The 23,175-nt window shown below is 67.7% G+C and carries 21 protein-coding genes; 8 read left to right on the forward strand and 13 right to left on the reverse strand.

What is annotated here, in order from left to right; translation table 11 throughout:
• Positions 1–60 precede the first annotated feature (60 nt).
• Positions 61–1,002, forward strand: a complete 942-nt coding sequence (locus ASE22_RS03060) for an alpha/beta hydrolase family protein (RefSeq protein WP_056354775.1) — start codon at positions 61–63, stop codon at positions 1,000–1,002.
• 73 nt (positions 1,003–1,075) lie between these two features.
• On the opposite strand, the gene ASE22_RS03065 is transcribed toward ASE22_RS03060, so the two are convergent.
• The 4 genes from ASE22_RS03065 to ASE22_RS03075 are packed head-to-tail and all read right to left on the reverse strand — an operon-like array spanning position 1,076 to position 7,789.
• On the reverse strand, positions 1,076–4,606 hold the full coding sequence (locus tag ASE22_RS03065) for an error-prone DNA polymerase (protein ID WP_056354776.1): 3,531 nt from the start codon (positions 4,604–4,606) through the stop codon (positions 1,076–1,078).
• Positions 4,603–6,129 (reverse strand): Y-family DNA polymerase, encoded by a 1,527-nt coding sequence (locus ASE22_RS03070; protein ID WP_082545734.1) that lies wholly within the window; start codon positions 6,127–6,129, stop codon positions 4,603–4,605. Before ASE22_RS03070 ends, ASE22_RS03065 begins: the two co-directional genes overlap by 4 nt.
• On the reverse strand, positions 6,029–6,850 hold the full coding sequence (locus ASE22_RS26000) for an ImuA family protein (protein ID WP_082545711.1): 822 nt from the start codon (positions 6,848–6,850) through the stop codon (positions 6,029–6,031). Before ASE22_RS26000 ends, ASE22_RS03070 begins: the two co-directional genes overlap by 101 nt.
• A gap of 57 nt (positions 6,851–6,907) precedes the next feature.
• Entirely contained in the window at positions 6,908–7,789 is an 882-nt protein-coding gene (locus ASE22_RS03075) for a LysR family transcriptional regulator (protein ID WP_056356266.1), read from the reverse strand.
• Between the two features lie 118 nt (positions 7,790–7,907).
• Here ASE22_RS03075 and bla point away from each other — a divergent pair, with 118 nt between their 5' ends.
• A complete protein-coding gene (gene bla, locus ASE22_RS03080) occupies positions 7,908–8,828 on the forward strand; it encodes a subclass B3 metallo-beta-lactamase (protein ID WP_056354782.1) in 921 nt (306 codons plus the stop codon).
• 76 nt (positions 8,829–8,904) lie between these two features.
• Here bla and ASE22_RS03085 read toward each other — a convergent pair whose 3' ends face one another.
• Positions 8,905–9,312 carry a MerR family transcriptional regulator gene (locus tag ASE22_RS03085; protein ID WP_056354785.1) on the reverse strand — a complete coding sequence of 136 codons (408 nt, stop codon included), beginning with the start codon at positions 9,310–9,312 and terminating at the stop codon, positions 8,905–8,907.
• 82 nt (positions 9,313–9,394) lie between these two features.
• Here ASE22_RS03085 and ASE22_RS03090 point away from each other — a divergent pair, with 82 nt between their 5' ends.
• The gene (locus ASE22_RS03090) at positions 9,395–10,138 is read left to right on the forward strand and encodes a MauE/DoxX family redox-associated membrane protein (protein WP_056354787.1); all 744 of its coding nucleotides are present in this window, start codon (positions 9,395–9,397) and stop codon (positions 10,136–10,138) included.
• Positions 10,139–10,150: 12 nt separating this feature from the next.
• Here the strand turns inward: ASE22_RS03090 and ASE22_RS03095 are convergent, their stop codons facing one another.
• The 6 genes from ASE22_RS03095 to ASE22_RS03120 all read right to left on the reverse strand — a co-directional run bounded on the left by ASE22_RS03095 (position 10,151) and on the right by ASE22_RS03120 (position 17,023).
• Complete coding sequence (locus tag ASE22_RS03095; protein WP_056354790.1) at positions 10,151–11,074, reverse strand: EamA family transporter; 924 nt, start codon at positions 11,072–11,074, stop codon at positions 10,151–10,153.
• 100 nt (positions 11,075–11,174) lie between these two features.
• Positions 11,175–11,630 (reverse strand): nuclear transport factor 2 family protein, encoded by a 456-nt coding sequence (locus tag ASE22_RS03100; protein WP_056550236.1) that lies wholly within the window; start codon positions 11,628–11,630, stop codon positions 11,175–11,177.
• Complete coding sequence (locus ASE22_RS03105) at positions 11,614–12,891, reverse strand: cytochrome P450 (RefSeq protein WP_056354797.1); 1,278 nt, start codon at positions 12,889–12,891, stop codon at positions 11,614–11,616. Before ASE22_RS03105 ends, ASE22_RS03100 begins: the two co-directional genes overlap by 17 nt.
• A 59-nt stretch (positions 12,892–12,950) precedes the next feature.
• Positions 12,951–15,107, reverse strand: coding sequence for a TonB-dependent receptor (locus tag ASE22_RS03110; protein ID WP_056354800.1), 2,157 nt, complete (start codon positions 15,105–15,107; stop codon positions 12,951–12,953).
• Between the two features lie 178 nt (positions 15,108–15,285).
• Positions 15,286–16,626 carry an MFS transporter gene (locus tag ASE22_RS03115; RefSeq protein ID WP_235536517.1) on the reverse strand — a complete coding sequence of 447 codons (1,341 nt, stop codon included), beginning with the start codon at positions 16,624–16,626 and terminating at the stop codon, positions 15,286–15,288.
• Positions 16,627–16,663: 37 nt separating this feature from the next.
• Positions 16,664–17,023 (reverse strand): limonene-1,2-epoxide hydrolase family protein, encoded by a 360-nt coding sequence (locus ASE22_RS03120; protein ID WP_056356267.1) that lies wholly within the window; start codon positions 17,021–17,023, stop codon positions 16,664–16,666.
• Between the two features lie 119 nt (positions 17,024–17,142).
• On the opposite strand from ASE22_RS03120, the gene ASE22_RS03125 reads away from it, so the two are divergent.
• A complete protein-coding gene (locus tag ASE22_RS03125) occupies positions 17,143–17,685 on the forward strand; it encodes a nuclear transport factor 2 family protein (RefSeq protein ID WP_056354806.1) in 543 nt (180 codons plus the stop codon).
• A 195-nt stretch (positions 17,686–17,880) separates the two neighbouring features.
• Here the strand turns inward: ASE22_RS03125 and ASE22_RS03130 are convergent, their stop codons facing one another.
• The gene (locus ASE22_RS03130; RefSeq protein WP_056354809.1) at positions 17,881–18,483 is read right to left on the reverse strand and encodes a carboxymuconolactone decarboxylase family protein; all 603 of its coding nucleotides are present in this window, start codon (positions 18,481–18,483) and stop codon (positions 17,881–17,883) included.
• A gap of 175 nt (positions 18,484–18,658) precedes the next feature.
• Between ASE22_RS03130 and ASE22_RS03135 the strand changes: the two genes are divergently transcribed.
• Together ASE22_RS03135 and ASE22_RS03140 are read left to right on the forward strand one after the other, a co-directional pair.
• Entirely contained in the window at positions 18,659–19,915 is a 1,257-nt protein-coding gene (locus ASE22_RS03135) for a cytochrome P450 (protein WP_056354813.1), read from the forward strand.
• Complete coding sequence (locus ASE22_RS03140; protein WP_056354817.1) at positions 19,912–20,679, forward strand: SDR family NAD(P)-dependent oxidoreductase; 768 nt, start codon at positions 19,912–19,914, stop codon at positions 20,677–20,679. Before ASE22_RS03135 ends, ASE22_RS03140 begins: the two co-directional genes overlap by 4 nt.
• Positions 20,680–20,913: 234 nt before the next feature.
• Here the strand turns inward: ASE22_RS03140 and ASE22_RS03145 are convergent, their stop codons facing one another.
• Positions 20,914–21,351: an SRPBCC family protein gene (locus ASE22_RS03145; RefSeq protein ID WP_056354820.1), complete on the reverse strand. Its 438-nt coding sequence runs from the start codon at positions 21,349–21,351 to the stop codon at positions 20,914–20,916.
• A 66-nt stretch (positions 21,352–21,417) separates the two neighbouring features.
• Between ASE22_RS03145 and ASE22_RS03150 the strand changes: the two genes are divergently transcribed.
• On the forward strand, positions 21,418–22,356 hold the full coding sequence (locus ASE22_RS03150; protein ID WP_056354822.1) for an SDR family NAD(P)-dependent oxidoreductase: 939 nt from the start codon (positions 21,418–21,420) through the stop codon (positions 22,354–22,356).
• Positions 22,357–22,380: 24 nt separating this feature from the next.
• Entirely contained in the window at positions 22,381–23,172 is a 792-nt protein-coding gene (locus tag ASE22_RS03155; protein ID WP_056354825.1) for an SDR family oxidoreductase, read from the forward strand.
• Positions 23,173–23,175 lie beyond the last annotated feature (3 nt).

Consider the following 23,175-nt stretch of genomic DNA (forward strand, 5'->3'; position numbering starts at 1 on the left):
GGGCCCCTTTTTCGTTTCGGGGACTGGCCAGCCGCGCCGATTTGCGCCACCAAGCCGACGATGCGCCTGGGAACGTCGATCGCCGCAATCTTCACGTCATTGTTCGCCATGGGCACGGCCCATGCGGCGTCGCCGATCACCTTGTGCGAAGGCGTGTGGCTCGACGCCACGCGCAGCCGGTCGATCCCGGTGCGCATCCGCATGCCGGCCGGGCGCGAGAAGGTCGGCGTCATCCTGTTCAGCCATGGGCTGGGCGGCTCGCTCGACGCGGGCACGATCTGGGCGCATGCCTGGGCGGAGGGCGGCTTCGCCGTGGTCAACATCCAGCATCAGGGCACCGACAGCGCGATCTTCGGCAAGCCCGGCTTCAAGTCGGCGCTCAATGGCGAGCAGCTGGTGGCGCGCGCGCGCGACATCCAGTTCGTGATCGGCGAGCTCGGCCGGCGCCTGCTGGAGGGACCGTGCGACCTGCAGCGGATCGACCAGCGCCGGATCGGCGTCGCCGGTCACAGCTTCGGCGCCCAGACCGTCCAGGCGATCGCGGGGCAGAGCTTCCCGACCCGGATCGAGCCGCCGCTCAGCGATCCCCGGGTGCGCGCGGCCGTGGGCCTCAGCCCCTCGCCGCCGCTCACCGGATCGCCCGAGAGCGCCTTCGCGACGATCCACATTCCCTTCCTGTCGATCACCGGGACGGCCGACGCGGTGCCCTTCGTCACGCCGATCACCGCGCTCCAGCGGCAACAGCCCTTCCGCATGATGCCGCCGGGCGAGAAATATCTGCTGGTGCTGAAGGACGGCACGCATGAGATGTTCGCGGGCCAGCTGTTCCGCACCACGCTCAACGGCGAGCCCACCCCGCATATCCGCAACACCGTGATCGCCACGACCCTGGCCTTCTGGTACGCGACGCTGGGCGGGGACAAGGCCGCGCTGCAATGGCTGCAGAGCCCGGAGGGGCTGCGCGCCGGCCTGCCGCCGGGCGATTTCTTCGAAAGCAAATAGGCGGCCACGGGCATCGGCCGGTCGCTGCGGCCCGGAGCATCGCCTCGCCGGAACGGCAGGTCCCAAAGGGCGCTCAATGGAAATCGCGCGACTTCGGCAGGATGCGGACGTCGCGCGGATGGCTGCCGCGCGGGACATGGTGGCGCGGCGGCTGCGGATGCTCGAACACATCGGCGCGCGCCAGCTCGATCTCGGCGCGATGATCCTCGGACAGCCGGTCGAGCTCGGCGGTGCGGTCATGGACGATCGCGCCCATCAGGTGGACGACCCCCTCGGGACTCTTCTGGATCTCGCCCTCCACCACCATCAGCCGCGACGCCATCACCTGCCGCCGCTGCACCTCGAAGGTCCGCGCCCATAGCAGGACGTTGGCGATCCCGGTCTCGTCCTCCAGGGTGATGAAGATCGCCTTGCCCTCCCCCGGCCGCTGGCGCACCAGCACGACCCCGGCGACCTTGGCCCGCCGGCCGTTCCTCGCCTCCGAAACCTCGCGGCAGCTCAGCACCCCCTCGCGCCGAAACGTCTCGCGCAGGAACTGCATCGGATGGCCCTTGAGCGACAGCCGGGTCAGCTGATAGTCGGCCGCGACATGTTCGGAGAGCGGCATGGCCGGCAGCATCGCGTCGGGTTCCTCGCCCAGTTCGCGCGCCTTGGCGGCGGCGAACAGCGGCAATTCGCCATCGGGGGTCCGCCGCGCCTCCCATAGCGCGGTCCGCCGGTCGAGCCCCAGCGAACGGAACGCATCGGCATCGGCGAGCAGGCGGATCGCGCGGCGCGGCAGCGTCGCCCGGCGCGCCAATTCCTCGATGCTCGTGAAGGCGCCCTGCCCGCGCGCCGCGACGATCGCATCGGCCCAGGCTTCGCGGAAGCCGTCGAGCTGGCGCAGGCCGATGCGCAGGGCGAGATGCGGGTGCCCGTCCTCCAGGCCGTTGTCCCAGCCGCTGCGGTTGACGTCGGCCGCCCGCACCTCGACGCCATGTTCGCGCGCGTCGCGGACGATCTGGGCGGGCGCGTAGAAGCCCATCGGCTGCGCGTTGAGCAGCGCGCAGGCGAACACCGCCGGATAGCGGCACTTGATGTAGGAGGACGCATAGACCAGCAGCGCGAAGGACTGGGCGTGGCTTTCGGGAAAGCCGTAGCTGCCGAAGCCCTTGATCTGCTCGAAACAGCGTTCGGCAAAATCGCGCGGATAGCCGCGGTCGACCATGCCCTCGACCATCTTGCGCTCGAACTTCGGCATGGTGCCGACGTTGCGGAAGGTCGCCATCGCGCGGCGTAGCTGGTTGGCCTCGGCATCGCTGAAGCCCGCCGCGACGATCGCCAGCTTCATCGCCTGTTCCTGGAACAATGGCACGCCCAGCGTCTTGCCCAGCACCTCGCGCAGTTCATCCGGGTCATGATCGGGTCCCGGCGAAGGGTAGACCACCGGCTCCAGCTCCTGCCGACGCCGCAGATAGGGGTGGACCATGCCGCCCTGGATCGGCCCCGGCCGGACGATCGCGACCTGGATGACGAGATCGTAGAGCTCACGCGGCTTGAGGCGCGGCAGCATGTTGATCTGGGCGCGGCTCTCGACCTGGAAGACGCCGATGCTGTCGCCCTTGCACAGCATGTCGTAGACGTCGCCCTGGTCGGGCGGGATGTTCGCCAGCGTATATTGCCTGCCGATATGCGTATCGATCAGCGCGAAGGCCTTGCGGATGCAGGTCAGCATGCCGAGCGCGAGGATATCGACCTTCATCAGCTTCAGCGCGTCGATATCGTCCTTGTCCCATTCGATGAAGGTCCGGTCCTCCATCGCGGCATTGTGGATCGGCACCGTCTCGTCGAGCCGGTCCTCGGTCAGCACGAAGCCGCCGACATGCTGCGACAGATGGCGCGGGAAGGTCAGCAATTGCGCGACCAGCATGTTGAGCCGGCCGATCTCGACATTGCCGGGATCGAAGCCGGTCTCGTGGAAGCGCTTGTCCTCCATCTGGGCGGCGTAGCTGCCCCAGATCGTCGAGGTCAGCTTGGCCGCGACATCCTCGCTGAGCCCCAGCACCTTCGCGATCTCGCGCACCGCGCTGCGCGGCCGGTAGTGGATGACGGTCGCGGCGATGCCGGCGCGGTGGCGGCCGTAGCGATTGAAGACATATTGCATCACCTCCTCGCGCCGCTCATGCTCGAAATCGACGTCGATGTCGGGCGGCTCCTTGCGATCCTCGGAGATGAAGCGCGAGAAGAGCAGCTTGTTGGCGACGGGGTCTACCTCGGTGATCCCCAGCACATAGCAGATCACCGAATTCGCTGCAGATCCACGACCTTGACAGAGGATCTTCAGATCCCGTGCATGCCGCACCACATCGTGGACGGTCAGGAAATAATAGGCATATTGCTCGCGGCGGACGAGCTTCAGCTCGGTTTCGACGAGATCCAGCACCTTCCGGTCGGGTGTGTCGCCATAGCGCCAGGTGATGCCTTTCCGGACCAGATGCTCGAGCCACCCCTGGGGCGTCTGGCCCTCGGGAACCGGTTCGTGGGGATATTCGTAGCGCAGGTCGCCCAGGTCGAAGCCGATCCGGTCGAGCAGCCGAATACCCTCCGCCAGCGCCTCCGGATAATCGCCGAACAGGCGTGCCATCTCCTTGCTGGGTTTCAGGTGGCGTTCGGCATTGGCGGCGACCTTCGTCCCCGCCTGGTCGATCTTCAGGCCCAGCCGGATGCAGGTGACGATGTCGTGGAGCGGGCGCTGGTCGGGCGTGGCGTACAGCACGTCGTTGGTCGCGAGGAGGGGGACCGACCGTTCGGCCGCGATCCTCGCCAGCTTCGACCGGCGGCGACGGTCGCGGCCGGAATAGGGCATGGACAAACCCAGCCAGACACGATCGGGCGCGGCTTGCTTGAGGAGAGAAAGCGTCCTCTTCACTCCGTCATCCCAGCGAAGGCCGGGATCCATGCCTGTTACCGCTTGCAATGCCCCCGAGGATGAAGCGCCGGCAGACGGCTCGTCCACCCGAAGGCCATCGATCGCGACGAGAGCCATGGACCCCAGCCTTCGCTGGGGTGACGGGGGAAAATCGGCGTCAGTTCCGGGTGCATGGGGTTGCTCGTCCGTTTTTTTACTTTTTTTGATCGGGCCCTCCCAGCTGGGGTGGAGGCGCGCGCCCTCCTCGCCCAACGTCATCCCCTCCCCGCCCGGCATCACGATCAGCAGCAGATCGTCGAGATGGCCGAGCAGGTCGTCGAGGAACAGGATGCAATCGCCCTTGATCGCGCGGCGGTTGCCGACGGTCAGCAGCCGGGTCAGCCGTCCCCAGCCGTGGCGGGTGGCGGGATAGGCAATGATGTCGGGCGTACCGTCCGCGAAGACGAGCCGAGCCCCGGTCGCCAGCTTGAACGCGAAATCGGGAAGCCCGTCCTCCCGCGCCTGTTCGCGGGCATCCCGCAGCGCCTTCCAGGCCCGCACCACCCCCGCCACGGTGTTCCGGTCGGCGATGCCGATCCCCGCATGGCCCGCCGCGATCGCCGCCGCGACCATGTCCTCCGCCGGCGAGGCACCGCGCAGGAAGCTGTAGTTGGTCGCCGCGGCCATCTCGACGAAGGGGGCGTCCGGCGCGCTCATGCGAACATCCCGTGGATATACCAGGCGGGGCTCTTCGCCTCGCGGCCGTAGAGACCCAGGCGGAACAGCCAGAAACGGCGGCCCTTGCCGTCCTCGACCCGGTAATAGTCACGGCTGAGCCCGGCATTGTCGGTGCGCCGCCACCACAGCGCGCCGATCCGTTCGGGCCCCTCGGCCAAGGTCACCTCGTGCAGCTCGCGCCGCCAGCGGAAACGTTGCGGCGGACCGTCGGGAACGCCCGCCACCACCTCGATCGGCTGGGGGGGATCGAACAAATGGGTCGGGCGCAGCGGCGGCTCGTCGGGCTCCGGTTCGGGCCAGTCTTCCGCCGGGCCGCCCTCGATCGCGGGAAAGAGAAAAGTCGCCTGCTCGGGGACATGGCTGTCGCGCGGAGCCAGCCGCCGCACCCGGTTGCGCCCCAGCCGGGTCGACAGCCGGTCGAGCAGCTGCGCCAGTTCTCCCTCGGCGATCGCGCCGCCTTCGAGCGACAGCTGGAGCGGTGCGAGCGGCTCGAACAGCGGCACCGACAGGCGCACCAGATCGAAGCCGAAGCCGGGATCGACCGGATCGGCGAGCGCCTCCAGCCGTTCGTCGAACAGCCGCATGACCAGCTTGACGTCGCGGACCGGCAGCCCCGTCTCGATCCGCAGCGCGCGAACCATGCCGTCGGTGCGGAACAGCTGCGCCTCGAAACGGCGGCCGCCGCGATGCGCCTCCTCCATCCGCCGCGCCGCCTGGCCGACGAGGTCGCCGATCGCCGCGAGCGCCGCCTCGGTGCGCCCGATCGGTTCGGCGAAGCGCCGTTCGAGCATCAGCGCGGGTTCGGGCCGGCGCGCGGTGATGCGGATGTCGCGCCGGCCCGCGATCCGCTCCAGCCGGTCGGACGCTTCCTCGCCGAAGCGTGCGGCGAGAAGCCGCGACGGCCGCGCCTCCAGATCGCCGAGCCGCTTGAGCCCGGCGCGGCGCAGGGCCGTGCTTTCCTCCCCATCGAGGCCCAGCGCCTCGACCGGCAGAGCTTCGATCGGACGATCCCCGCCATGGCGCGCGAGCGCATGGGCGGCATCGGGCGTATCCGCCAGCGCCGACCGCAGCTCCAGCCCGAGGCGTTCGAGCCGCCCGGCCAGATCGTCATGCAGTCCCGCCTCCCCGCCGAACAGATGCGCGCAACCGCTGATGTCGAGCAGCAGCCCGTCGGGCGGATCGAGCGCGACCATCGGCGTGTAGCGATCGCAGCCGTCGGCGATCCGTTCGAGGAAGCGGGCGTCGGCCCTTGGATCGTGATCGGCAATACCGAGGTCGGGGAGGCGGGCGCGCGCGTCGGCGAGGCTGAGGCCCGGCACCATTCCCAGGGCGAGGGCGGCGCGGTTGACGGCGGCGAGGCGCATCGCCCCCTTCTGCTTCTCGACCAGCGCGAAGGGCGCGTCAGGCGGAAAGCCGGCCAGCGACGCTGGCGTCGCCCGTCCCCCGATGCGGATCGCCCGCGCCAGCCGGTCGGCCGGCAGAAAGGGGAAGAACAGCGCCAGATAGCGGCGCGTCCTGGAAGCTGTGCTCGTCACGGTTCCACTCCAGCCATGCGTTCAGGCCCTCGAGCCCCCCACGATGGCGCAGCAATTCAATCCCTATCGCCGGATGGCCGGGCGCCCCCGCCTCCAGCGGCGCGGAGGCCAGCGCCCGTACCCGCCAGCGGCTATAGGCGGCGCTGGGGCCCGGCTCGGCCTCGGCACGGAGCAGGAGCACCGTCACCCCCGACTTCTCCGCCGCGACCGCGAGCCGGCGGCTGGCCGTCAGGTCCAGGCCGCGCGACGCCTTCCACGGCTCGATCAGCAGGGCCGCTACCTCGGGACAGCGCACCGCATCGCCCGCCGCACGCAGCAAGGCCGCCTCATCGGGCGCCACGATCTCGATCAGCCGTGACGGATCGAAGCCCAGATGGGCGAGCCCCGGCCCGTAGAGTCCTCCCCCCGCCCTCACCCCGCCGTCCTGCCGCAGCCAGAGCAGCGGGCCGCCCTTGCCTCCGCCCCCGATGCGCATCGCCAGCATCAGAGCGATACCGGCCAGCGCCCCGCGATCGTCCGCCTCGGCCGCGAACAGCTCGTGCAGCCGCCCCCTGGGCAAGCCGCCGCCGAGCTGCGCGTCGAGCCCCTTCGCGCCCAGCGCGAACAACGCCCCTTCGGCAGGCCTCGGCCCCTCGATCGCGCCGATACGCGCGCGAAGGGCGGCCATGATGGTGTTCGACTCACTCATGTTCTCTTTATGTTCTTATACCCTCTCCCGATGGGGGAGAGTCAAGCACCCGCCGGCTCAGTCCACCCCGCAGCTCGCCTCCGCGCGCAGCCAGTCGCGGAAGGCCGCCATGGCGGGACTGTCCGGCCGCGACATCAACCGGGCCAGCCAATAGCGGCCGGTCGCGATCTCGGCCGCGAAGGGCCGAACGATCCGGCCGTCGAGCAGGTCTTTCCCGAACATCGCCGCCGGGGCCAGCGCCACGCCATGCCCCGCGATCGCCGCCGCGACCATCAGGGTCGAGCTATCGAACACCGGCCCGCGCAGCGGCGGACAGGCCGCCCCCACCGCCGCGAACCAGCGCGGCCATTCGTCGGCGCGATAGGAGCGGAGCAGAATCTCGCGCGCCAGCGCCGCCGGATCGCCGCCGATCCGTTCGGCCATGGCCGGCGAGCAGAGCGGGGTGAGCGGGGTCACCATCACCGGATCGGCGTGAATGCCATGCCAGGCGCCATCGCCGAAGCGGATCGCGAGGTCGAGGCCTTCGCCCGCCAGATCGACGCGGTTGTTGTTGGTCATGATGCGCAGATCGACATGCGGATGCGCCTGGGTGAAGCCCGATATCCGGTCGAGCAGCCAGCCACCCGCGAAGGTGCCGACCACGCCGACGGTCAACACCTCGCGCATCCGTCCGGCGGCGAAGCGATCGAGCACCGCCCCCATCCGGTCGAACGCCTCCGCCACCACCGGCACCAGCGCCTGTCCCTCGTCGGTGAGCGCGAGGCCGCGCGGCAGGCGTCGGAACAGAGCCATGCCCAGCCGCCGTTCGAGCTGGGCGACCTGGTGACTGACCGCACCCTGGCTGACGCACAGCTCGATCGCGGCGCGGGTAAAGTTGAGGTGACGCGCCGCAGCCTCGAAGGCGCGCAGCGCGTTAAGCGGCAGTTGGGCTCTTTCCATGGCAAAGACATGAATGGGATTCATGGCTCCGTCGAGCAATGATGCTTTGTCGACCCGCGCAAATCCCGCCACTTTTTCACCGACATTCGATTTTCCCGACATTCGGAGGAGAGGTGCGATGCACAGGACGATCGGGCTGGGCATGAGCCTGACTCTGGTTTCGGCGACGATGGTAATGGCAGCGGTGACGAGCGAGGACCCGCTGCTAACGCCGATAGAGCCCGACTTCGCCCGGCGCTGGCTCACCCCGCAGCCCGCCACCCGCATCTTCGGCAACACCTATGTGGTGGGCTTCGGCGGCCTCAACATCGCGCTGATCGACACCAATGCGGGCCTGATCCTGATCGACGGCGGCGTGCCACAGGGCGTGCGCGCGATCGAGGCGAACATCCGCAGCCTCGGCTTCGCGCTCAAGGACGTGAAGCTGATCCTCAGCACCGAGCCGCATTACGACCATGCCGGCGGCCTCGCCGCGCTCGAACGCGACAGCGGCGCCACAATTGTTGCGAGCGTGCCGGCGGCCGACGCCTTGCGCGCCGGACGAAGCGGCGCCGACGATCCGCAGATCGCCTGGCTTCCCTTCTTCCCGCCGGTGCGGAAGGTCCGCCCCGTCGGCGACGGCGAGACATTGCGGCTGGGCGACGTGAGGGTCACGGCGGTGGCGACCCCGGGGCACACCGCCGGATCGATGAGCTGGCGCTGGCGGAGCTGCGAGGACGGCGCGTGCGCCGACATCGTCTTCGCGTCGAGTCTCAATCCGGTGGCGGCGCCCGGCTATCGCTTCTCCGATCCCGCGCACCGCGGCACGGTCGACGCTTTCCGCGCCAGCTTCGCGAAGATGCGGGCGCAACCCTGCACCATTCTGCTGAGCGCCCATCCCGAACCGTCGGACGGCGGTGCCAGCTTCGGTGCGTTCGTGCGGCAGCCGAAGCCCAATCCCTTCATCGATCGGTCGTCCTGCCGCGCCTACGCCGATCGCCACGAACAGCTGCTCGACGAGAAGCTGGCGGTCGAGAAGACGGGATCCACAAAACCCTGATGGCCGTTTCGACAGCCATCTTTCAACGTCATGACAAGGGCTTGTGGCCACCTCTCAATAGTGGATGGCAGGATGGTCAGCCGTCGAACGCGGTCAGGATCGGGCACGGCCCGTCGCTGGTCGACGCGCAGTCGCCCGCCAAGCGGCGCAGCGCCTCTCTCGCCTGCTGCAGCTTCGCGATCTCGGCATCGATCGCCTCGATCCGCCTCTCGGCCAGGAAGCGGGCGCGGTGCCGGTCCTCCCCGGCATCGAGCGCGAGCAGCTCGGCGATCTCGCCGAGCGTGAAGCCCGCCGCCTGGGCCGAACGGATGAAGCGCAGCCGACGGACGTCCTCCGCATCATAACGGCGGATACCGCCCGCCATGCCCGATCCGGCGGGACGCGATGGTTCGGCCAGCAAGCCGCGCCGCTGATAATAGCGGACGGTCTCGACCCCGACCCCGCCGGCGCCGGCCAGCCCCGAAATCGTCAGCCCGGAAACCATCCGCCCGCCACCTCTTGCAACCGTACCATGGTACGGCCCCTAAATGGGGTGCATCCTCGCTGGATCAACCGAAGGAACGACCATGACCGCCGCCGACCGGCCCACCGCCGTCCTCTACCGCATGGTAATGCCCGACCATGTCTGCCCCTATGGACTGAAGGCGCTGCACCTGCTGCGCAGCCAGGGCTTCGACGTCGAGGATCATCGGCTCGAGACCCGCGCGGAAACCGACGCGTTCAAGGCGGCGCACGGCGTCGAGACGACGCCGCAGACCTTCATCGACGGCCGGCGGATCGGCGGCCATGACGACCTGCGCCGCCATTTCGGGCTGAAGGTCGCCGAGCCGGGCGCGACCAGCTACCGCCCGGTGATCGCCCTGTTCGCGATGACCGCGCTGATGGCGGCGGCGACGAGCATGGCCGCCTTCGGATCGCCTTTTACGGCGCAGGCGGCGATATGGTTCATCGCCTTCAGCATGTGCGTGCTGGCCCTGCTCAAGCTCCAGGATATCGGGCGCTTCGCGACGATGTTCCTCAATTACGACCTGCTGGCGCGCCGCTGGGTGCCCTATGCCAGCCTCTATCCCTTCGCCGAGGGGCTGGCGGGCGTGATGATGGCGGCGGGTGTGCTGACCTGGCTGGCCGCGCCGGTCGCGCTGTTCATCGGCGGCGTCGGCGCCATATCTGTGTTCAAGGCGGTCTATATCGACAGGCGGTCGATCAAATGCGCCTGCGTCGGCGGCTCGTCGAACGTGCCCCTCGGTTTCGTGTCGATGCTGGAAAATGTGATGATGGTGGCGATGGCCGCCTGGATGCTGGCGATGTAGCGCCGGACCGGATCAGGCGCCCGCCCCGCGCCGCCACGGGAAACCCGGCAGCCGGGCCGCGAGCGGCCAGAGCACGTTGAGCCCGAGGCCGCCGATCACCAGCACGGCCGCCCAGATCTTCCAGCCGGGCAGCGCCTCCCCCAGCACCAGCGCCGAGGTGGCCATGCCGACGATCGGTACCAGCATCGCCGTCGGGGTGATCGCCGCCGCCGGATGGCGGGCCAGCAGCCAGCCCCAGGCGGCATAGCCGAACATGGTGTTGCCGACCGACTGCCACAGCACCGCCGCCCAGGCGGTCGGCCCGGCATGGAGGATCGCCCCGCTGATCGCGGGCCAGCCTTCCATCACCAGCGCCGCGACGAACAGCGGCGGGACCGCGAAGAGGCTGGCCCAGACGACGAAGGCCAGCATGTTGGTAGCGCCGCTCGCCTTGGCGACGTGATTGCCCACGCCCCAGCTCATCGACGCGAGCAGGGTCAGGAAAAGGCCGAACAGCGTCGCGCTGGCGTCGCCATGCTCGACGATGACGACGATCCCCAGGGTCGACAGCGCCAGGGCAACGATCTGGAACGGACGGAGCTTTTCCTTGCCGAAGATCATCGCCATGACGATGGTGAAGAAGACCTGGCTCTGGACGACGAGCGAGGCGAGCCCCGGCGAGATGAAGCCGTCCATCGCGATATAGAGCAGCCCGAACTGGCCGACGCCGATCAGCATGCCGTACGCCGCGAGCGACCGCCACGACACCGGCGGCTTGCGGATGAAGAAGGCGGCCGGCAGCAGGGCGAAAAGGAAGCGCAGCGTCGCGAACAGCAGCGGCGGCAGTTCGTCGAGCGCGACCCGGATAACCGTGAAGTTGGTGCCCCAGACCAGGACGACCGCGAGGGCCAGCAGCAGGTGGCGGATCGGGACATGATGGTGGCCGGACGTGCTCATGGAGCGAGGCGTACCGGGATGATCGGGCGAAGGCCATCCAGACAATCGGCTTATATTGTCATCGTCCGGCCTCCTCGCCATGCCGGCGGAGGCCGGCCGCTCAGGCCGCCGCGCCGATCCAGGCGCCTTCGCTCCAGTTGGTCACATACTGACGCTCGGAGATCCTCCAGCCATCGGCGGTGCGCAGGTAGACATCGTCGTACCAGCCGAGATGATGGGTCGTCTCGGGCTGCTGCCGGTCCTGCAACCGCACCTGGAACAGATCGACATAGACCCGACCCGTCGCCCGGTCGCCCTCGATCGCGAAGCTCTGGTTGGTGTTGCGGTGCATGATCCGGTGCAGCGGCGCATGGATGCGGCGCGACTCCGCCACCAGCCGGTCGATGGTCCGGAAGGTCAGCCGGTCCGCCGGCACCCCTGCCGTCGATACGTCGTAGGTGACATGGATCGGATCGACGAAGCAGGATCGGAACAGATCATAGTCCCTGGTGTCGAGCCCACGCGAATAGCGGGCGACCAGGGCGAGCAGCTCGATCCAGTCATCGCTCATCGTCATGGCCATGGTCCTTCGGAACCGGCCGGAGCCGCGCTGCGGTGAGGACCGGCAGGCCGTCTCCGACAGGCGAGCGCGGCTCGCCGGGGGTGAAACGCATCGGCATCCGGGCATGGCCGTTGACCAGCGGGATGCTGGCGTAGCGCTCGCTCGCCGCGACATCGACGGCGAAGTCGGGCATGCGCGCCAGTATCTCGCCCAGCAGGATACGCAGGTCGGCCCGTGCGAGATTCTGCCCGAGGCAGGCATGCGCGCCCCAGCCGAAGGCGAGATGCGGGCGCTTCGGGCGATCGAGGTCGAACGCCTCGCCGTCGGCGAAGACGCCGTCGTCGCGATTGGCCGAATTGATCGCGCACAGCACACGCTGGCCCGGCTCGAAGCGCTCGCCGCCGATCTCGACCGGGGCGGTGACGGTGCGCGCGACGCCGGTGCTCGGCGAATGGAGACGCAATATTTCCTCTACCGCGGCGGGAATCAGCGCGGGCCGCTCGATCAGCCGCCGGCGGTCGTCGGGATGCTCGGTCAGGTGGCGGAGCGCATGGCCGATCGCCGCGATCGTCGTGTCGGTCCCGCCGAACAGCAGCATCATCGCCAGTTCGCAGACCATCGCGTCGCCGAGCGGCCGGCCGTCGACCTCGGCCGCCGCCAGCGCGGCGATCAGGCCTTCCGGATGGCAGCGCCGTTCCGCGACGCTGGTGCGCAGGTCGTCGGCCAGCCAGCGCAGCCCGTCGATCGAACCGCTGCTCTTCGCAACCGCTTCGTGCAGCACCCGCCCATAATCCCGCCAGCGGTCGAGCGGCAGGCCGAGGATGTCGAGGATCAGCAGCGACGGCATCGGCTTGGCGATATCCTCGACCACATCACACGCGCCGCGCGCGATTATCCGGTCGATCAGCCAGGCGGAGATCTGGGCGATGCGCGGGGCGGCCGCCTCGACCGCGGCGATGGTGAACCAGGGTTGCAACAGCGCGCGCAACAGACGCGCCTCATCCCCGTCCATCTCGATCATGCCGATGCGCATGCCGTTGGGCGGGATGGCGACTCCGCCATCGAGCCGCTCGCCCGAGCGGAAACGGCCCGAAGCGAACGCTTCATGGTTGCGCAGCGCGGCGCGGTTGTCGGCGTAGCGGGTCAGGATCGCGAAGCCGCCATGGGCATCCGAACGGAGTATCGGGCAATGCGCCCGCGCGTCGCGATAGAGGTCGAGATGGTCGTGCGCGAACGCCGCGCTGTGATGGTCGATCGGGCGTGTCGAATTGTTCACCGCACCGGCGTCCCAGCAAAAGGCGGGCGGGGATCCCCGGGATCCCCGCCCCGTGTCGATCAGAACTTGTACGAGACGCGGACGCCGTAGAGCGCCGGTTCGTCCGCCGCGCGCCGGTCGGCCTGCGCCGATGCGGAGACATTGCGGAAGCGCAGTTCGTCGGTGATGTTCCGGCCGAAGGCCGCGACCGAGAAACGATCGCCGGGCAGGTTCCAGGTGAGGCTGGCGTTGATCACGACATGCTGCGGCTCGGAAATGCGGTTGTCGACCGTCCAGTAGAACTTGGACGAGTAATAGACGTTGCCCGAGGGAACGAGCGTACCGCCGCCCGGCAGGTCGATCGTGTAGTCGACCGCCCAGTTGAACGTCCAGTCGGGCGAGCGGACGTTGCGACGCCCGGTCACGTCGATGATGGTCGAGGCGTTGCGGCCGTCGCCGCCCGGGACCGGCAGGAACAGCTGCGCATTGGTGAAGCGCGAGAACTTCGCCTTTAGATAGGAGGCGCCGATCTTCATCGACCATTTGCGCGTCGGCGCGAAGACGATGTCGAGATCGACGCCGTCCGACTTCACCGATGCGGCGTTGCGCAGCTCGATCAGGTTGGTGGTCGGATTGAGCGCCTGCACCTGCAGGTCCTTGGTCTTGTAGTGGAAGCCCGCGACGTTGACGTTGAAGCCGCGGCCGAGGGTGAACTTGCCGCCCACTTCATAGGCATCGACCTTTTCCGGATCGATCGGCACCCGCGACAGGGCGTTGGCGTTGAAGGCGCCGCTCTTGAAGCCCTTCGAGAAGCTTCCGTAGAGCATGATGTCGCCATTGGGCTTATAGGCGATCACGCCGCGCGGCGTGATCGCGTCCCAGCTCGCCTTGACATGATCGAGCCGCTGGATCCCGTTCAGCGATCCTGTGATCACCTTCTTCTCGTAGCTGTAGCGGATGCCGCCGGTCAGCTCGAACTTGCCGAGCGTCAGGGTGCCGTCGGCGAACCCCGCATAGGCGTCGGTGATCTGCTGGACGGCGATCGTCGTCAGCGTCGTACCCGACTGGACGTACAGCGGATCGAGCTTGCCGTTCTGGCGCAGGTAGAAGCCGCCGAGCACCCAGGAGAAATTGCTGTCGTTGTCCGAGTTCAGCAACAGTTCCTGGGTGAAATTATTGCCGACGTCGTTGTTGTCGATCTTCGAGTAGCGGAACGGGGTCGTGTCCGAGTCATAGTTGATCGAGTGGTTTTCATAATGGCGGTAGGCGGTCGTCGAGACCAGCTTGATGCCGCCCAGATCCCAGTCGAGCTTGGCCGAAGCGCCCTGCTGCTCGACCTTGTAGCCGATCTTCTCGTTGCCGATATAATCATAGGGACCGGTCGGCAGCACCGCACCGGGGACATAGCCCTGATACCGGTCGATCGGCTGCAGGATGATCGGGCTGGCATCGTTGATGTCCATCGCATCGGCCGACAGGGTGATGTCGAGCGCGTCGGTCGCCCTGATCAGCACATTGCCGCGAACCGTCCAGCGCTTGGAATCGCCGACCCGCTTGCCCAGGCCGTTCACCGCCTGGTTCCTGTTCTTGAACCAGCCATCGTGGCGATCGTAATTCCCCGCCAGCGACACGGCGATCTTGTCGCTGACCGGGCCGGTCACGAAGCCGCTGCCGATGAACGAGTTGTAGTTGCCATAGCTGGCGCTGAACGACCCGGCGGGATCGAACTGCGGCTGCTTGGTGGTGATGATGATGGCGCCGGTGTTGGCGTTGCGGCCGAACAGCGTGCCCTGCGGGCCCTTCAGGACCTGGATCGATTCGACATTGGCGAGCTGGTAGAGCTGACCGTTGACGGTCGGCATGTAGACGCCGTCGATGTAGAAGGCCGCCGAGCCCGGTTCGCCGAGGTTGGTGACGGTCGAACCGACGCCGCGGATGAACGGCTGCACATAGCCGCCGCTCTCGGTGATCGTCATGCCGGTGATCGACTGGGCGATGTCGTGAGTCGACGTCACGCCCTGGCCCTGCAGTTCCTCGCCGGTCAGCGCGGTGACCGAGACGGGCACGTCCTGCAGCCGCTGTTCGCGGCGCTGCGCGGTGACGATGATGTCGCCGAAGCCACCCTGGTCCGCCGCCTGGTCGGCGGCCTGCGGAGCCTCGACCTGGGCGAGGGCCGGCGCGGCGGCGAACGGTGCGCCTGCGGCAACCGTCAGCAAAAGCATAGTCTTGGTGATCATTGTCAGGTCTCCCCTACCCTCGAAAACGGCGGTCGTGGTCCCGAAGGAGCCGCATCGTCCCGGCGCCTCAATCGAGCGCCTTGAGAAATAACCTATCGATGATTTATTATAAGTCAATCAGCATTAGGTAATTTCATGCCATTGGCCGATTCTATCCATGTAAACCGGTGATTAGGCGTTAGGCCATGACCACAGCATGTGAGCGAGCATGATAGGCGCGCCGGGCCAGGAACGCGGTCGGCACGATGAGCAGCGCCATGGCCGCCTCGACGATCACCACGGCGTGGGCGAGGCCCGATCCGCCGCTCAACCGGTCGCTGATCGCGCCGACCGCGGTGGGGCCGAGCCCCAGCCCCGCCAGCGTGTAGATCATCATGTTGAACGATGCGGCGATGCCGCGATAGCGATCGGGCGTCAGCATCTGCATGCCGACGTAGAGCGACGGCAGGGTGAAGGTCGATCCGAACATGAAGATGCAGAAGAACAGCGTCGCCAGCGGCAGGCTGGCGGCATAGCCGACCGCCGCCGACATGCTCAGCGCGATCAGGCATCCGCAGCCCAGGATCACCATCGGCGCGCCGACGACGCCGCGCGCGCGCAGGCGATCGAGCAGCCACCCCCCGGTGAGCGTTCCGACCGGACCGGCGATCACGCCGATGAGGCCGATCAGCTTGCCCGCGTCGGCGGGCGCCATGCCGTGAATCCGCACGAACAGGCTGGAGGACCAGCTGGTCACCGCATAGCCGGTCACGGCGGTGAGCGCGCCGACCAGCAGGAAGGGCGCATAGCTGCGCCGATGGGCGAGGATATAGCCGAGCCCCTCGCGCATCGCTGCGACATGCTGGGCTGCGACATGCTGGGCCGCGACATGGTGACCGGGACCGCGCCCGGCGACCGGCGGGCGATGCGGTTCGCGCACGAAGGCGAGCATCAGCAGCACGGGAAGCGCGAGCAGGCCGGCGAGCAGGAAAATCGCCTGCCACGGCTGCAGCGTGGCGCCGAGCAGCACCAGCCCTCCCGTCGTCACCAGCGCGGCGAGCACCGCGCCGCCGCCCAGAAAGGCGAGGCCATAGCCGAAATTGGCCCCGAGCCCGAAGATCGCGGTGCCGCGCGCGAGGTTGGACGGCGCGAAATAGGCGGTCAGCAGCGACATGCCGGCGGGGATCAGGCATGCCTCCCCCATCCCGACCAGCACGCGGGTGGCGAACAGCGTCTCGAACGAGGTGGTGAACGCCGCCGCCATCGTCGCGAGGCTCCAGACGACCAGGCCGACGGCGATCAGGTTGCGGCGGCTGGTGGCATCGGCCATCGCCCCGAGCGGGATCGCGAAGCCGCAATAGAGCAGCGCGAAGCCGGTGCCCTGCAGCATGCCGAGCTGGGTGTCGCTCAGGTGCATCGCCGCGCGGATCGGCTCGGTCACCAGCACCATCACGAAGCGGTCGATGATCGCGACGGTGTGCGCGAGACCCAGCACCGCGGCGATATACCACTTATAATGGCCCTCCCCCCGCCCCGCCAAGGCGGGCTCCGGGGGCCGGCCAGCCGACATGTCCATCCTAGCGGGCCTCCGGCTTCATCGCGCCCATGTCGAAATAATCGCGCCAATGGGTGATCCTGCCGTCGGCGACCTCGAACGTGCCCATGACCGGGATCGTGATCCGGTCCTCGCCGCGGGTGAAGCGGTCGACCCGCTCGGTCAGCACGACATTGCCGCGCGCGGCGATGTTGAGGACGACCCATTCGCACGTATCGACCGGCCAGGCGGCGAAGCCCTTCCGAACCGCGGGAATGCCCGTCACCGGCTTCATCGGCATGTTGTGATAGACGATGTCGTCGGCCATCAGGGCGTAGATGCGATCCTCGTCCAGCCGGTTCCAGGCATCGATGAAGGCAAGCACCGTTTCTTCCGCGTTCATGCTGCTCTCCCGCGTGGTCCGCGCCATGTCGGCGCGCTTGTTTTTCTAACGGTGATTGGTACTGTCTATCCGACGAAGAGCTTCGCGCGGTCAAGCGCAAAAATCGAAAGGGAGAGACAGTGACCGACCAGCCCTCCGCCGCGGCCATCCAGGCGCTCATCGACAAGCAGGCGGTGACCGAGGTGCTGCTGGGCTATTGCCGCGCGATCGACCGCCGCGACGCCGATCTCATGCGCCGGGTCTACTGGCCCGAGGCGATCGACGACCATGCGGTGTTCCGGGGCAATGTCGAGGCGTTCATCGCCTACAGCTTCCCCTTCATGGACGGCGTGATCAGCCAGCATCGCATCACCAACATCTGGGTCGACCTGACCGGGCCGGGCAAGGCCTTCTCCGAATGCTATTTCTCGGGCTTCCACGATTTCCCTGGGGACGGCGGCGGACGGCTCGAGCGGATCGTCGGCGGCCGCTATCTCGACCGGCACGAGAAGCGCGGCGAGGAATGGCGGATCATCGACCGGACGCTGGTGCTCGACTGGTATCATGAGCGCGCCGGCAATTCGGTGTGGGACAGCGGCCGGTACGCCGACCTGCCCAACCGCGGCGCGCCGAAGCCCGAGGATCCGCTCTATCGGCTGCACCCCTGGGGGACGCGGGTCTAGGCCCTTTGCGTAAGAGCCCATCTGCATTCTCTTCATCGTCATCCCGGCGAAAGCCGGGATCTCTCTGCCTTTCCGCCCTTTGGTAAGAAGACGAAAAAGAAGGGAGATCCCGGCTTTCGCCGGGATGACGGAAGCGGACGGCGTTTACGCAAAGGTCCCGCCTCCGCTGGCATGACGATAAAGATGATGCGCGCCCTAGGTCAGATGCGTCTGGCTCGGCGTCGATGTGCGCGACGCGTCGCCGATCGGGCATTCGCGCGTGACGAGGTCATAGGCGAAGATCAGCTTGGTCCAGCCGCTCAGGATCGTCGCGACGAAGCCGAGTTCCAATATCTCGGCGTCGGAGAAATAGGCCGAGAGCCGCCCGTACAGCTCGGGCGACAGCAGCGGATCGGGGTTGGCGATCGCGAACATCCGGCCCAGCGCGAGCACCGCCTGCTCCTGCGGCGTGAAGAGCGGGCTGTTCTCGTCGTCCATCGCATCGATCTGCGCCTGGCTGTAGCCGGCCGCCGCCGCCGCGGGCACGTTGTGGGCGTTGCAGACGAAGCAGCCGTTGGTCAGCGACAGCTTGAGGCGGATCAACTCCTTCCACTTTTGGTCGAGCACCATGTCCGGCGATCCGTTCTGGAAGACCGCACCGTAGAAGTTGAACTGGTACCAGCGATAGAGCGCCGGATGGTTGCCGAACACCTCCAGCCGGTCGCCATCGCCGGCGACCGCGATGCTCGACTCGCGCAGCCGACGGAAATCCTCGGGCAGCTGCTCGACGGGCACCCGGCTCAACAGGGTATCGGGCATGACGCTCTCCTCTCCTTTTCGGGCAGCATATCTCCCGGCGACAGAATGTCTATGGCCGTATGATTTTATAGGCATCAGCAATATAGGTCAGCACGCGCGTCCTAAATGAACGCTTGCCAATATCGGACAGAGCCCATTATCAATCGCTGTAAGACTTTACAGCCAGGAGAGGCACATGGGCGCACAGGAAGCTACGGACGAGCTGGCCGGCGAGATCGAGGACGTCCGCTTCGCCGATCCGGCCTTCCTCGCCGATCCGTGGACGCCGCTGATCCGGCTGCAGGAGGAGGCCCCGGTTTTCTTCAGCAGAAACCAGGGCGGCTGGATCATTTCGCGCTACGACGACGTCCGCGCCGCCTTCGCCGATCGCCGCCTGTCGGCCTCGCGCGTCGACCAGCTGTTCCGCGGCATGCCCGAGGCGCTGCAGAAACAGCTCGAGGCGGTGCGCCTCTACACCGGCCTGATCGTCAACCGCCTCGACGGCCGCGACCATACCCGCATCCGCGTACTGATGCTGAAGGCGTTCGACGCCGCCGTCGTCCGCACCGTGCAGGGCTTCATCGGCGAGGTGATCGACGAGATCCTCGACGACTGCGAGCGGCTCGGCACGTTCGATTTCATGAAGACGGTCAGCGCCGCCCTGCCGACCCGCGTGATGCAACGCCTGTTCGGGCTGCCCGACGAATATCGGCCGCTGCTGTTCAAGCTGGCGTCCGACTTCACCTCGGCCAGCTCGGCCGCCAACGTCACGCCCGAGCTGTTGCTCAAGCTCGACGAGACCATCCGGACGATGAACGACGTGTTCAACGCGATCATCCCCGAGCGCGAGAAGAATCCCGGCGACGACCTGATCTCGACGATGGTCCATGCCCGCGACGGACTCAGCAAGCTCAACAATGACGAGATGCTGGCGCAGCTGCACGGCATGGTCGTGGCGGGCGCCGAGACCACCGCCCACACCCTGGCGACCCAGCTCGTCCAGATCGTCCGTCAGGACAAGCTTGCCGCGGCGCTGCGCGAGACGCCGGAGCGCGCCTTCGACCTGGTGACCGAGTTGCTCCGCTATCCCGGCACGGTGAAGTGCATGACCCGCTTCGCCGGCGAGGATATCGAGCTGCATGGCCAGCAGATCGCCAAGGGCGACCTGCTGTGGATCATGCACGCGGGCGCCAATGTCGACGCGCGCCACTGGGACGATCCCTTCGGCACGGACATGGATCGGCACAATCTGCGCGATTCGATGGCGTTCGGGCCGGGGTTGCACTTCTGCGTCGGCCATATGCTCGCCCGCACCGAGCTGACCGAGTTCTTCATCCGCGCCTTCCGCCGCTTCGACATCGAAATCCTGCAGGAAGAGTTCGAGATGGTGCCGAGCTACATCTTCTACGGCTACAAGGAACTGCGGGTCCGCTTCACCCCGCGCAAGGGATGAGCCGCCTCGCCGGACGGGTCGCGCTCGTCACCGGCGGCGCGCGCGGGATCGGCCGGGGCATCGTCGAGCGCTTCCTCGAGGAGGGCGCCTCGGTAATGGTCGCGGACCTCGACGAGGACGGTAGCGCGTTGGACGCGGAACTGGGCGAGCACAGCCTCTATCGCCGCCTCGACGTCACCCGCGCGGACGACTGGGCCGCCGCGTTTGGCGCGCTCCGGGAACGCTTCGGGCGGGTCGATATCCTCGTCAACAATGCCGGCACGAGTCGCACCGGATCGATCGAGGACGCCAGCGAGGCCGATTGGCGCTTCGTGATGGACACCAACGCGCTCAGCGTCTTCCTCGGCTGCCAACAGGCGGTGAAGGCCATGCGGGAGACCGGCGGCGCGATCGTCAACATCGCCTCGGCGCGCGGGCAGCGGACGGGCGCGGCGCAATGCGCCTATTCCGCTTCCAAGGCGGCGGTGCTGAGCCTGACCGAGAGCATCGCGCTCCACTGCGGCGAGCACGGCCTGCCGATCCGCTGCAACGCGATCTGCCCCGGCGTCATCGACACGCCGCTGATGCGGCAGCATGCGGCGACCGTGGCGCCCGACGAGCCCGCCGCCGTGGTCGCCAAGATGACGGCGATGGGGATCATGGGCCGGCTCGGCACCATGCGCGAGATCGGCGACGCGGCGGTCTTCCTGGCTTCGGGCGAGGCGAGCTTCGTCACGGGGACGGCGCTGAACGTGGACGGCGGGTTCCGGATCAGGGACGTCTAGGGCGCGAGGTCCCTGCCCTTCCCCGCCGTTGCTGCAGGAACCGCAGAGGACAAAACTCGACCTCCCGGCGGACGCTGAAACAGGTTCAGCCTGACGTGTAAAAGCGGCGTCGCCCCAGCGAAGGCTGGGATCCATGCCTCTCTTCACCCAAGATCATCATCAAGGAGAGGACAGACATGGATGCCAGCGTCCGCTGGCATGACGGTGCAGAGCTGAACGAGCGCGTCGAAAGGCTCACGCCCCGTCCAGCAGCTTCTTCAACCCCTCGATCGACCTGCTGTAGAAACCCTCGATCCGCGCACCGAGTTGCTCGGGCGGGATGCCGAAGCCGGTCGCTTCGGACACCCACAGTATTTCAGTCCGGTTCGTGTCAATCGCCGTTAGGCTGATATCGCTGTAGACATTCTCGGCCGGCATCGCGTGCGGCGGGACGATATGGTAGCGCAGCCAGTGCCGATCGGGCGCTATCGCCTCGAGCCGCTCATGGGCGATCCTGTCGCCCAACGAGACGGACCGCACCGCGCCCGGCCCCTCGCCCTCCAGCGTACAGCCGGTCACGCCGGCCCCCCAGGCAGCCAGCCCGCCGAAATCGGCGATCACCGGCCATACCCTGTCGATCGGATGATCGACCGCGGCGCGGACATTGGCATAAGCGACGGGGGTGGTTGTCATCGGCGAGATTCTCCTGCAACAGAGAAAACCTAACAACATATTGTTTATGGTCAACAGGAGAGGTGGATGGCTGCGGGCGAACTACGGCTGGACGGGCGCGTCGTCCTCGTCACGGGCGCCGGTCGCGGCCTGGGCGAAAGCTATGCGCGGTATCTCGCCACGCTGGGCGCGCATGTCATCGTCAACGATCTGGGATCCGGTATCGCCGATGCGGATCGCGCCCCGCTGCCCGCCCGCCAGGTCGCCGAGGCGATCCGCGCCGCCGGCGGCATGGCCAGCGAGGATATGTCCGACGTCGCCGACCCCGGGGAAGCAGGCGCGCTGGTCGCGCGGATCGTCGAGGTTCATGGGCGGATCGACGCGCTGATCAACAATGCCGGCAATTTCCTGCCGCCCGCCGCCTTCGCCGAGACGACCCTGTCGGATTTCGAACGGACATGGCGCATCCATCTCGGCGGCACCTACAATCTCTGCCGCGCCGCGCTGCCGCACATGGCGGCGCAGGGCTTCGGGCGCATCGTCAACACGATCTCGACCCAGGGTCTCTATGGCGGCGTGGGCACCGCCGCCTATGCGAGCGCCAAGGCGGCGGTCCAGGGACTGACCGCCTCGCTCGCCGCCGATCATCGCGGCAGCGACATCGGGATCAACGCGATCAGCCCCGGCGCCTTCACCCGCATGGTCGATGCCGGCGAGCGGCCACCCGCATTCACCGAGGCGCTGAAGCGCAACCTGCCGGCCGACCTGGTCGCGCCCGCCGTCGCCTGGCTCTGCCATCCCGGCTGCACCGAGAATGGCGCGCTGATCCAGGCGATGTCGGGCTGGTTCAGCCGGACGATCATTGGCGATCTCGACGGTTTCTGGGATTTTTCGCCGAGCATCGACTCGATTGCCCGGCAGTTGTCCGCCGTGCCGGCGTCCGGCCCCGTCCGGCCCGCCGGCGATTCGGCGGACCACGCCCGGTCCATCATCTCCCGCGCCGAAGCCGCCCGCTCGGCCCGATAGCTTCATTCAAAGGAAGGACGTATCATGACCACATTCACACCCGGCCTGCTCAAGGGCAAGACCGCCTTCATCGCGGGGGGATCGAGCGGCATCAATCTGGGCGTCGCCCATGGGCTGGCGGTAGCGGGCGCCCGGATCGCGATCATCAGCCGCAAGATCGAAAAGGTCGAGGCGGCGGTCGCCGGGCTGAAGGCGGCGGGTGCGGAGGCGCTGGGCTGGGCAGCCGACGTCCGCGACTATGCCGCGGTCGAGCAGACGCTGCGCGACACCCATGCCGCCTGGGGACCGATCGACATCGTCGTGTCGGGCGCGGCGGGCAATTTCCTGGCACCGGTGCTGGGCATGTCGGCCAACGCCTTCAAGACGGTGATCGACATCGACCTGCTCGGCACCTTCCACGTCCTGCGCGCCAGCCACGAATATCTGCGCAAGCCCGGCGCCTCGCTGATCTCGATCACCGCAGGCCAGGCGGTCAACGCCACCCTGTTCCAGAGCCACGCCTGCGCCGCCAAGGCCGGGATCAACATGCTGACGAAGGTCCTGGCGATGGAATGGGGACCCGACGGCATCCGGGTCAACGCGATCGCGCCCGGGCCGATCGCCGACACCGAGGGCATGGCGCGGCTGACCCCCACCCCCGAATCCGAGGCTGCGCTGAAGGCGATCATCCCCCTGCGCGACTATGGCACCAAGCAGGATATCGCCGACCTCGCCATCTACCTTGCGAGCGACTCCGCCAAATATATCACCGGGGCGATCCTCGACTGCGACGGCGGATCGTCGCTCGGTCGCGGCCTCCAGCCGGCGCAGGGGTGACCG

Source organism: Sphingomonas sp. Root720, from assembly GCF_001428605.1.
Lineage (GTDB): Bacteria > Pseudomonadota > Alphaproteobacteria > Sphingomonadales > Sphingomonadaceae > Rhizorhabdus.